Source organism: Mesorhizobium sp. M1A.F.Ca.ET.072.01.1.1 (genome assembly GCF_004023325.1).
GTDB lineage: Bacteria > Pseudomonadota > Alphaproteobacteria > Rhizobiales > Rhizobiaceae > Mesorhizobium.
In genome coordinates, this window is record NZ_RZSF01000279.1 from 1 (window position 1) to 8957 (window position 8957).

Consider the following 8957-nt stretch of genomic DNA (forward strand, 5'->3'; position numbering starts at 1 on the left):
ACGTGATAGCTATAGGGCTGGTGCAGCACGCGCTCGTAGACTTGGACCCCCAGTTCGTGTCCGAGCGAGAAGACATAGGAGTTGGTGGCCCAGGTCAGGAAAATGCGGACGGAGCCCGCCGTGAGGGCGACCACCGAAAACAAAACTGTTAGGCCAAGAAGGCTGTCCGAAGCATCGGTCAGTCGAAAGCCGGCCAGCTGACGGGCGAGGAAGGACTGGCCGCCGATTGCCTCGGGATTGGCGATGCGCGCGAGGAACGGCAGCAAGGCTCCAAGTGTCGCCGCCTCCGCGAGAGCGCCGCAGGTCATCAGGCCCAAAAGCCCGAAAAACTGTCGTTTCCGGCGCTTCGAAACCTGCTGCCACAAGCGCCGAAGCGTATCGGTGGTGCTGCCGGGGTTGCGTGTTCCGTTTGGTGCCAAAGCCGTGTCCGCGTTCACGAATGCCCAATGCTCACGTTCAGCCGCCCGCGACAAGCCGCATGTGGTGCCGATTGACAATTTAATCACAGACGGTCGAAGCTCGGCCGTCCACAACTTCGATGTGCAAATGAGTCTGCGGCTGCGCCCGCGCGGTGGCTTGAGCATGGATAGCACCCTCAAAACGCGGCAAGGAATGTGGCGTCGTTTAACGGCGGGACCGTTGCGATCGCTGGGATTGTTATCGGCTGGCCTCGGGACGGCGTTCTTGCTGTTCGTTTCGGCCTACCCACTTGGATTGATCAGCGCCTATCCGGCACCACCGCAGGCCGCAACCGAAGGCCCCCTCGGATTCGAGGAGAAAGTCGCAGACGTCGATGACCTTTACCGCGATCCGGAGGAGCCCGTGCAGGCCTATCTCCAGCGCCTCACAAAGGCGGTGGCAGGCGGCATGGTGCACTACTGGACGCAAGGCGACGAGTGGACCCTCGCAGACACCCGCTACACAAGGATAGGGCTTTTCGACAATTACCTGCTCTGGATGCAGAGCTTCCTTCCTCAGTATCGGCAAAACCTCCAGAATTATGAATTTGTGACTCCCCACAAGGCGCTTGCCCGCGGCTACGGCTTCTGCTCCCAGGTTTCGAAGATTGTGTATTCCGTCCTGGCAGATCAAGGGATCGAGGCCACGATATACACGGTGCCTGAGCACACGGTCGTTGAGTCGAATGGCAGCATTCTGGACTCTGACTACGGCGTCTTCGTCCCCCATTCGCTTAGCGAGGTACAGCAGGATCCCACCATAATCGATCCCTATTATGTGCAATTCGGATCGATGCTGCCCCTGTTGCACAAAGCCTATGGCCAATCGTGGCAACCCCTCGGGACGTCTCAAGGCTTCAACGACGTCCGGAACTACGAGGCAAAGTTTGAGCGCCTGAAATGGTGGCCGCCGCTTATGCTTGTGGCGACGGGTATCCTGTTCATAGCTTTCAGCGCGCTTCTGAGGCGTCGTAATGTTGCTTAGCCCGGACCGGATTTAGTTGTTCGCGAGCCTTCGATCCGGCTGGTTTACCGACCCTTTGGGTTGCAGGCGGTGCACGCGTATGGCAAGCCGAGCTCAGCGAGGGCTGCGAAATGTCGCTTCGAAAAGAAATGACGATGTCTGGTACTGAGCAACGGGACCTTGCCGCCGTACCCGCGGCGACGCTGACAAAAATGCGTCGCCGGGGAGTGCTCTTCGTTATCGGGCAGCTCGACCTTGGCGGCACAGAGAGCCAACTCGTTATGCTAGCGAAGGAGTTGAAAAGGAGAGGCTGGCGGGTGGAAGTGTTTTCGCTTTCAAAGGGCGGCGTCCTGGCCGAGCCCTTGAGCTGTGCCGGAGTAAACCTCGTATACGGACTTCACCGACAGAACCCCGCGCCCGCAGCGGCGGCACGGGCCGAGCGGGCCCTCGAACCGAGCACCGCACCAAAGACACGACCTAGTCATGTGAATCTGAAGTTCGGCTCATTGTCTTTTGGCAGAAGCGTTTGACGGAGGCGAGGATTTCATCTGCGGATTTCACCCATTTATAGGGTTTGGGGTTTTCGTTGTGGGCCTTTATAAAGGCGGTGATGTCGGCTTCGAGTTCAGCGGTGGATCGATGGACACCGCGTTGCAATTGCTTGCGCGTTAGCTCTGCAAACCACCGTTCCACCTGATTGATCCAGGACGCTGATGTCGGTGTGAAGTGCACATGCCAGTGCGGGCGGCGTGCTAGCCAGGCTTTAATCTTCGGTGTCTTGTGGGTGGCATAGTTGTCCATCACGAGATGTACGTCCGACCCTTTGGGCATCTCGCAGTCGATCCGCTTGAGAAAGTCGAGGAACTCAGTCGCACGATGGCGTTTGTAGCACTTACCGATTACAGCGCCGGTGGCCACATCGAGTGCTGCGAACAGGGATGTCGTGCCGTTGCGAACGTAGGTATGACTGCGCCGCTCGGGCACGCCCGGTGCCATTGGCAAGACCGGCTGCTCGCGATCCAGCGCCTGTATTTGCGATTTTTCGTCCACACACAGCACGATCGCCCGGTTCGGCGGCGACATATAGAGGCCAACAATGTCCTGGACCTTGTCGACGAACAGCGGATCGGTGGACAACTTGAATGTCTCTGACCGGTGCGGCTGCAGACCAAACGCGGTCCAAATCCGCCGGATGGTTGTGTGCGATAGTCCGGAGCCGGCTGCCATGGAGCGGATCGACCAATGGGTCGCGTCTTTCGGCGTGGTGTTCAGCGTACGCTCAATCACCTGAGCCACTTGCGCGTCAGATACTGTCCGTGGACGACCCGCACGATATTCGTCTGTTAGGCCTTCAATGCCATCCTGCACGAACCTGCGACGCCATTTGCCGACCGTGTGCTCGTGGACACCGAGGCGTTCGCCAACTTCCTTGCTTTGCAGCCCTTCGGCACACAGCAGGATCATCCGACACCGGTCTGATAGCGACCGGGGCGCTTTGTGTCGACGGACCTGAGCTTCCAGAAAAGTCCGATCCTCGTCACTCAACACGACCAAATCCGCCGGTCTGCCAACCATCACTAACCCTCCTGCCGGTCCAACAGAAGCAATATATAATGAGGCTTACTTCAGTTCCAGGTGACTAGCGTGAAGGCAATGCTGGTTCTTTCCGCTGCCGTCGCATCCCTTGTGGCCCGCATCGCCTTGTCGCGGCCAACGGCCGTTCACGCGCTGCTGCCTCTGACCAATTTCCTGGGCGCCGTTGCAGGTCGGATCGCTTTTGCACGGCTCGTGATCACCTCAAGACGCGGTCTCGGCAACCACCAGGAGCGATGGCCTCGGCTCAAACGAATGGATCGGATCGCAAACAGGCTTTCCCACGTGGTGGTCGCGAATTCTCATGCGGTCGCGGCCGATATGGCAGCCCGGGACGACTACGATGTCCACGCGGTAAAGGTGATACCGAACGGCCTCGATCTAAGCCGCTTCGATGACATTGAAAATAGCCGGGCCGAGACCCGGCTGAAACTGGGTCTCAGCCCGGACGAAATCGGAATCGTAATCGTTGCCAACCTCATACCCTACAAGGGACATAGAGATCTGATCCAGGCGTTCGCGCTCGCCTCCCCAAGGCACTCGGGCCTGCGGTTGTTCATGGCCGGACAGGATCGGGGCATCCGCGAGGCTCTGCTGGACGAGGCCGCCCGGCTAGGCGTCGGATCGAAAGTGCAGGCTTTAGGGAGCCGGACCGATGTCCCGGTCCTGCTCGCGGGCATGGACATCGGCGTGATCGCTTCCCACGAAGAGGGCTTCTGCAACGCCTTGATGGAAAAGCTCGCCGCCGGCCTTCCAGTCGTCGCCACAAACGTCGGCGGGAATCCAGAGGCCGTCTCCGGGATGCCAGGATGTGTCCTGGTGGAGGCTCGTGACCCTGCTGATCTCGCTCGCGGGCTTCTTGCCGTTCTCGACCGAATGCCGGAGCCGCTGGCCGACCGGAAGTTTCGGCAACAGACGATGCGGCAGCGCTATTCGATCGCAGCCATGGTCGACGATTATGAACGCCTCTATCTCGCGGGGAGATGAATGAGCGGGATCGGTCATGCCTCCCAGGATCGCTCCTTGAGTGCGGCGCATCGGTGGAGGCCGATCCTGGCGAACCTTTCCGCCGGGATCTGTGCGCTCGCCGTGGTGCTCTACCAGTCGTGGTTTATGCCGTTCTTTCTGCCGTTCTTTATGGGCAGGGATGAATTCGCGAGGCTGGTTTTCCACGCCCTCTATGGCAGCGTCCTGATCGTCTCTTTCGCTGTTCTGGTGGTGCGCCGTGACGTGCGAAAGGCGATCGTGCCGCTTGCGATCGCCGCAGCGATGGCAGTCGCCCCGGTTGTGCTGCATCCGGTCGGAATCGTCGCCAAGTGTTATCTGATTACCCTGTTTCTCGGTGGCGCGGCGATCGTGATGATGCTTGCCTCCTCCCCTGCAACTGTGTTGCGGCTGTCGGCGTCGGCCACTGCTCTCAGTGCTGTCATCTGCTTCCTGGATCTGTGCTTCGCCAACGGCTTCACCAACACTCCGGGCAGAGCTGCCGGGTTGGCGATCAACCCGAACGTTGCAGCGGCCGGCCTGCTGCTCGGTGCGGCAGCCAGCTACGGCGCGGTTGCGCAAAAATGGCGTGCGAGTTTCCTTGTTCTTGTGGGGGCGGCACTGCTGGCCACTCTTTCCCGCTCGACCCTTCTCGCCGCCTTTGCGGCCGTCGCGGCGCCCATTGCCGTTCGCCTCTGGCAACGATTTCGCAATGGACGGCAATTCCAGATCGACCTTCGTGATTGGGCACGCGCGATCGCTGTTGCATTTGCGCTCCTCGTAGCGATTGGCATTGCCTCGCTCACCAATAACTATTTCCGCGTTGCCGTGGGAGAGTCCCTTGGAGGGGTCCTCTCCCTGAACGAGGCGCTTAACGAAGCGTCGGCGGCCGTCGACACTTCGCTCACAGCCGCATCCCCACCCAGGCCCGGCACTCTACCGCCGACGACTCCAGCGGCTTCGTTCCACGCCGACCTCCCTGGCAACGCCGTCAACGGACCTTCTTCACGGCAGCCGGAAGCAAGGACGTTGGAAAGCGGGGGGCCAGCTTCTCCTAAAGCTCCGTCGGACACTGGCGCGATGCCAGTTCCGGCATCCAACGCGATGCCCTCATCGGCATCCTCATCCAATTCGGGCCAATCTCCGAGCGCTAGCAAGATGCAGGCACTCGGCGAGCGGCTCACGGATGAAGGCGTAAGAAATTCGATCTCGGCACGCGCTCTCTTTCTGGAACGCGGCTTGCTCGCCTACAGGGAAGGGGGCTTCTTCGGCCGAGGCCTCGAAGAGGCGCAGGCTCTCGCGCCCCACAACAGTTTTGTCCTGTTCGCGATCGCCTTCGGTCACCTCGGATGGCTGGTTCCGATCGGTCTCGTCGGCTTCGCTTTCTGCTTTGTCCGCGATGCGAGAGACCTTCCTCTTGGTGTTGCCGTCCTGGGCGTCATGCTCACGTCACATGACGTCTTGCTGACCCCGAGCCTCTTTCTGCCCGTCGCGCTGGGGATCGGCGGCATGCTCGCCGTGAAGGCGGAGCCTGCTCAGAACCGTAGAACGGGTTGGAGCTTTGCTGCGGGAACCGTCGGGGGCGCAGCTCTCTTCGTCGCCGGCTGCGTCGCCATACTCGCCCTCACGCCGCAGCTGTCCGGGGGGCGGTTGCAGAACGAGGCAATGTTCACCTCCAGAGGAGGATACGGAGCCCGCCTTCCGGCCCCTAGCTTTCCGGGCCTGTTCCAGTTTGACGACCTTCCTGCTTCGCAAGCCTCCTATCTGCGAGAGGACGGGACACCGCTGCGACGCGTGAACTGGTCTGCGCACTCGTGGCCCGCCGTCCGGCAGGGCGAGTACACGTTTCGCCAACGAGATACGGTGCTGTTCGCCGCCACGGACATAAGCGATCCGCGCCAAAATGGGCGAACCTACGAGGTCGCCGTCCCGCTTGCGGTCAGCGCGCTCTGTTTCATCGTTCTGGGGACGATCCTGGCCTGGTCAATCGCGACGGCAGCAGCGTGTCGTGGGTATCTGCCGCGCACAGATTGATTCACCGACCCACTGCTGTTTCATCGCGACGCCACGGCTAGATCGTCCCGCAGCTTACTGATGATTGTCGGCACGATCAGCCTTGCGCCGAAGACCGACAGGTGGTGGTCGTCGACGTAGAGGCTATGTCCTGCGCCGTCCGTCGCGCGGCACTCCGTCGTGGAGCAGACGGTCTGCACAGGGTCGACCAGCTGAAAGCTGGATTGGCTCGCGAACGCCCGAAACGCAGCCTCGAAGGCGACATGCTCCGAGAGCGACGGCGCCGGGCATGGCAGCGGAAAATAGTGAGGCCTCACGTCGCAGATCAGGTTGGTGTTTGGAGCGTGCCCGATCAGGATGACCGGACCGCGGAAATCGGCATAGAGCTTCGCGACGTCCATGAGCATCATCGGAAACAGCTTGCCCAGATCAGGAGCGTCGACAGCCACGCCGTCGGTCTTCCGCTCAAGCAGGTTGCGGTATCCGGGCCACCGCTGGGCTTGCACGATGGCGGAGATCCCTCCCGCTTTCAGCCACCGAGCGGCTTGATCAGTCGCCACGCGGCAATGTTGCGTGACCGCGCCGTTGGTCCGGGTCTGAAGATTCGCTCCGAAATAGCAGTTGCCCGCTTGCGCCAACAGGAAATGAAAGTCCTTCCCACCAAGCTCTTCCAGAGCGCGCGTGTAGTGGTCGACGTGCGAGTCCCCGACAACGAGGATTTTCCTTGGGCTCTTGAGATTTCCGAATTCGCAGAAGTCCGGGCAGCCCAGCGAACCGGTGATCGCTTTCAATGCCACGCTATCGGCCAGTTCTGTTCCTGCGGCAACCGATGGCACACGCCAGGGCAGGCCATCCCGCATCCACCAGCTGACCAGCGCGAAGGAGACAATGCCTGCCAAGGCAAGCCTGGGAGGCGAGACGAATCCGCGGCCGGCCCGGCAGGGCTGTTCAACCAGGTGAAACATCAAGACGGCCAGGGCGAACGCCAGGAAACCGGCTAGCATCGTTTCCGTTGGCGACAGCGGCCGAAGCAGGGCGTACTCGCAAAATACAATCACGGGCCAATGGACGAGGTAGAGCGAATAGCTGATGCGTCCGATGTAGGCTGTCGGCTTGTTGCGTAAGACAAGGCTTACCCATTGCGAGCGATCGGCATGCAGCACCATCGCTGCGCCCAGGGTCGGGGGAAGCACGTTCCAGGCCGGGGGTGCCGCACCGCCATCGAGAAAGAAGATGCCACCCCCGATGATAGCCAGCCCCAGCAAGGCGATAAACTCGTGAGCTATGACGGAGGGGGGCTTCCGAAGCCAGACCAATGTCGCTCCGCAAGCGAACTCGAAAACGCGAAAGGGCGCGTTGTAAAAGACGGTGGCGCGGCCGTCCGCAATCCAGTCCGCCGCCCGCGTTCCTGAAAGCAGCCAAAATGACCCGTCCTGGAACGCCAGGACAAGGCAGAAGCCTGAGATCGCCATGGCCAGAACAGGCCAGAACACGCGCCGCCGGAAGACGATCCAAAGAAGTGTCAGCAGCAGCGGCCAGACGAGGTAGAACTGCCACTCCACGCACAGCGACCAGGTATGAAGGAGCGGTTTGACGCGCGCGCCGAGATCGAAATAGCCGGACTCGCGCCAGAAGAGGACGTTCGAAACGCCGAACGTCGCGGCCAGAAGAGACCCGGCGAAGCTCTCCATATGCTGGGGCGCAAACAGAAGAAACGCCGCGACGCTTGAGACCGCCAGCGTCATGAAAAAGGCTGGCAGTAGCCGCCGCGCCCGGCGCGAATAGAACTGAGCGAGGCTGAAACAGCCCGCTTCGATCTCGGCTGCCACGATCTGGGTGATCAGGAAGCCGCTGATGACGAAAAAGACGTCGACGCCGGCGAAGCCGCCGGTGAACCCTGAGATTCTCAGATGGAAGAAAAGCACAGCCAGGACGGCGAGAGCTCTAAGCCCGTCTACGTCCGCCCGGTGAACGATTGGTGCGATCGCTGTGGCACCTCGAGGCAACGGCTGCGGGCCAGCCGGCACCTCATCCGATCGAGAAGCCGTGTCCATCCTCAAGGCTGGACCGCCACTGCCATTGTTGTTGTGCCGTTCCTCATCGTCATCAATTGCTGCGATGCGCCGCCAAAAGCTTCGGGTTGACGGTCTCTGACATCCGGAGCTGGCCGCCGTCGGCGGCAAGAGCCGGGAAGAAACCGATCATTCTTGCGAGCTCGCCGTCTGTGACGGGTCCAAGATTCCTGCGAATGTGCGATGCATCGCGATAGATGAACTCGCCGTTGACGTAGGTGGTACAATGTCTGTTCGGGCACATGCCATTCACCGGATCCAGGAAGAATACCCGGTCCTTCCTGGCCAGGGATCCGAGCGCCGCGACCGTCGGCGCCCATATCTTCAGTATTCTTTCGCTATCCATCTCCGTTGAACAACGCCGCAAAATCTTGGTTTCCCGCATCGCTGCACACGAGGTGAGATCCAGACCCGGCCCCGGAACCTGGCCGACAATCCCGATTCGTCGATGATGCGTGGTGATCTCCGCGACGAGGCTTTGCAAACCGTCGCGCAGCAACAGCACTTTGTCGGCGTTGCGCCCATCGTCAGCTCGGACATCGGTGGTGGCAAGGCTGGTCCAGGCGGATGACAGCACGACAATGTCGATGTCCGAGCGCCGACCCAGCATGCCGACCGCCGCCTGCCGGGACGATGCACAGATTTCCTGATAGCGGGGCTGCCCAGGGTAGGCGCGGTTGACGCCCTTCCCAAAAGCCGCCGGGCAAGCCCGGTACAGGAAGAAAGCGGTGTCTTCCCGCTGTCCGACGACGTCCAGCAGCGGCGCAAGATGCTCTGCATGACTGTCGCCCCAAAGCATGCCGCGGTGCTTCGCTTTATCCCAGGGCGCGCCAAAGGCGCAAAACGCGCTGCCCAGTTCGGGTATCCTGACCA

At 61.1% G+C, this 8957-nt stretch carries 6 protein-coding genes and 1 pseudogene; 3 read left to right on the plus strand and 4 right to left on the minus strand.

The features are described 5' to 3' along the window. Nucleotides 1-497 (minus strand): annotated as a pseudogene (locus EOA32_RS38855) (hypothetical protein); the annotation flags it as partial. Between the two features lie 85 nt (nucleotides 498-582). Between EOA32_RS38855 and EOA32_RS28400 the strand changes: the two are divergent. After that, nucleotides 583-1443, plus strand: a complete 861-nt coding sequence (locus tag EOA32_RS28400) for a hypothetical protein (RefSeq protein WP_128373479.1) — start codon at nucleotides 583-585, stop codon at nucleotides 1441-1443. A gap of 456 nt (nucleotides 1444-1899) precedes the next feature. Here EOA32_RS28400 and EOA32_RS28405 read toward each other — a convergent pair whose 3' ends face one another. After that, on the minus strand, nucleotides 1900-2997 hold the full coding sequence (locus tag EOA32_RS28405) for an IS630 family transposase (RefSeq protein ID WP_128373480.1): 1098 nt from the start codon (nucleotides 2995-2997) through the stop codon (nucleotides 1900-1902). Nucleotides 2998-3075: 78 nt separating this feature from the next. On the opposite strand from EOA32_RS28405, the gene EOA32_RS28410 reads away from it, so the two are divergent. Together EOA32_RS28410 and EOA32_RS28415 are read left to right on the plus strand one after the other, a co-directional pair. Continuing rightward, a complete protein-coding gene (locus tag EOA32_RS28410) occupies nucleotides 3076-4002 on the plus strand; it encodes a glycosyltransferase (protein ID WP_245499405.1) in 927 nt (308 codons plus the stop codon). Beyond that, on the plus strand, nucleotides 4003-6033 hold the full coding sequence (locus EOA32_RS28415; protein ID WP_128373482.1) for a hypothetical protein: 2031 nt from the start codon (nucleotides 4003-4005) through the stop codon (nucleotides 6031-6033). Between the two features lie 20 nt (nucleotides 6034-6053). On the opposite strand, the gene EOA32_RS28420 is transcribed toward EOA32_RS28415, so the two are convergent. Both EOA32_RS28420 and EOA32_RS38860 read right to left on the minus strand, forming a co-directional pair. After that, nucleotides 6054-8195: an acyltransferase family protein gene (locus tag EOA32_RS28420; protein ID WP_128373483.1), complete on the minus strand. Its 2142-nt coding sequence runs from the start codon at nucleotides 8193-8195 to the stop codon at nucleotides 6054-6056. After that, on the minus strand, nucleotides 8119-8957 hold an 839-nt coding region (locus EOA32_RS38860), incomplete at its 5' end, for an SGNH hydrolase domain-containing protein (protein ID WP_189407435.1). The genes EOA32_RS38860 and EOA32_RS28420, both read right to left, overlap by 77 nt.

What these genes read in the sequence shown, in the direction of transcription:
- EOA32_RS28405 (WP_128373480.1), bottom strand. Translation starts at nt 2,997, where the DNA reads ATGGTTGGCAGACCGGCGGATTTGGTCGTGTTGAGTGACGAGGATCGG.
- EOA32_RS28400 (WP_128373479.1), top strand. Translation starts at nt 583, where the DNA reads ATGGATAGCACCCTCAAAACGCGGCAAGGAATGTGGCGTCGTTTAACG.
- EOA32_RS28415 (WP_128373482.1), top strand. Translation starts at nt 4,003, where the DNA reads ATGAGCGGGATCGGTCATGCCTCCCAGGATCGCTCCTTGAGTGCGGCG.
- EOA32_RS28410 (WP_245499405.1), top strand. Translation starts at nt 3,076, where the DNA reads ATGCTGGTTCTTTCCGCTGCCGTCGCATCCCTTGTGGCCCGCATCGCC.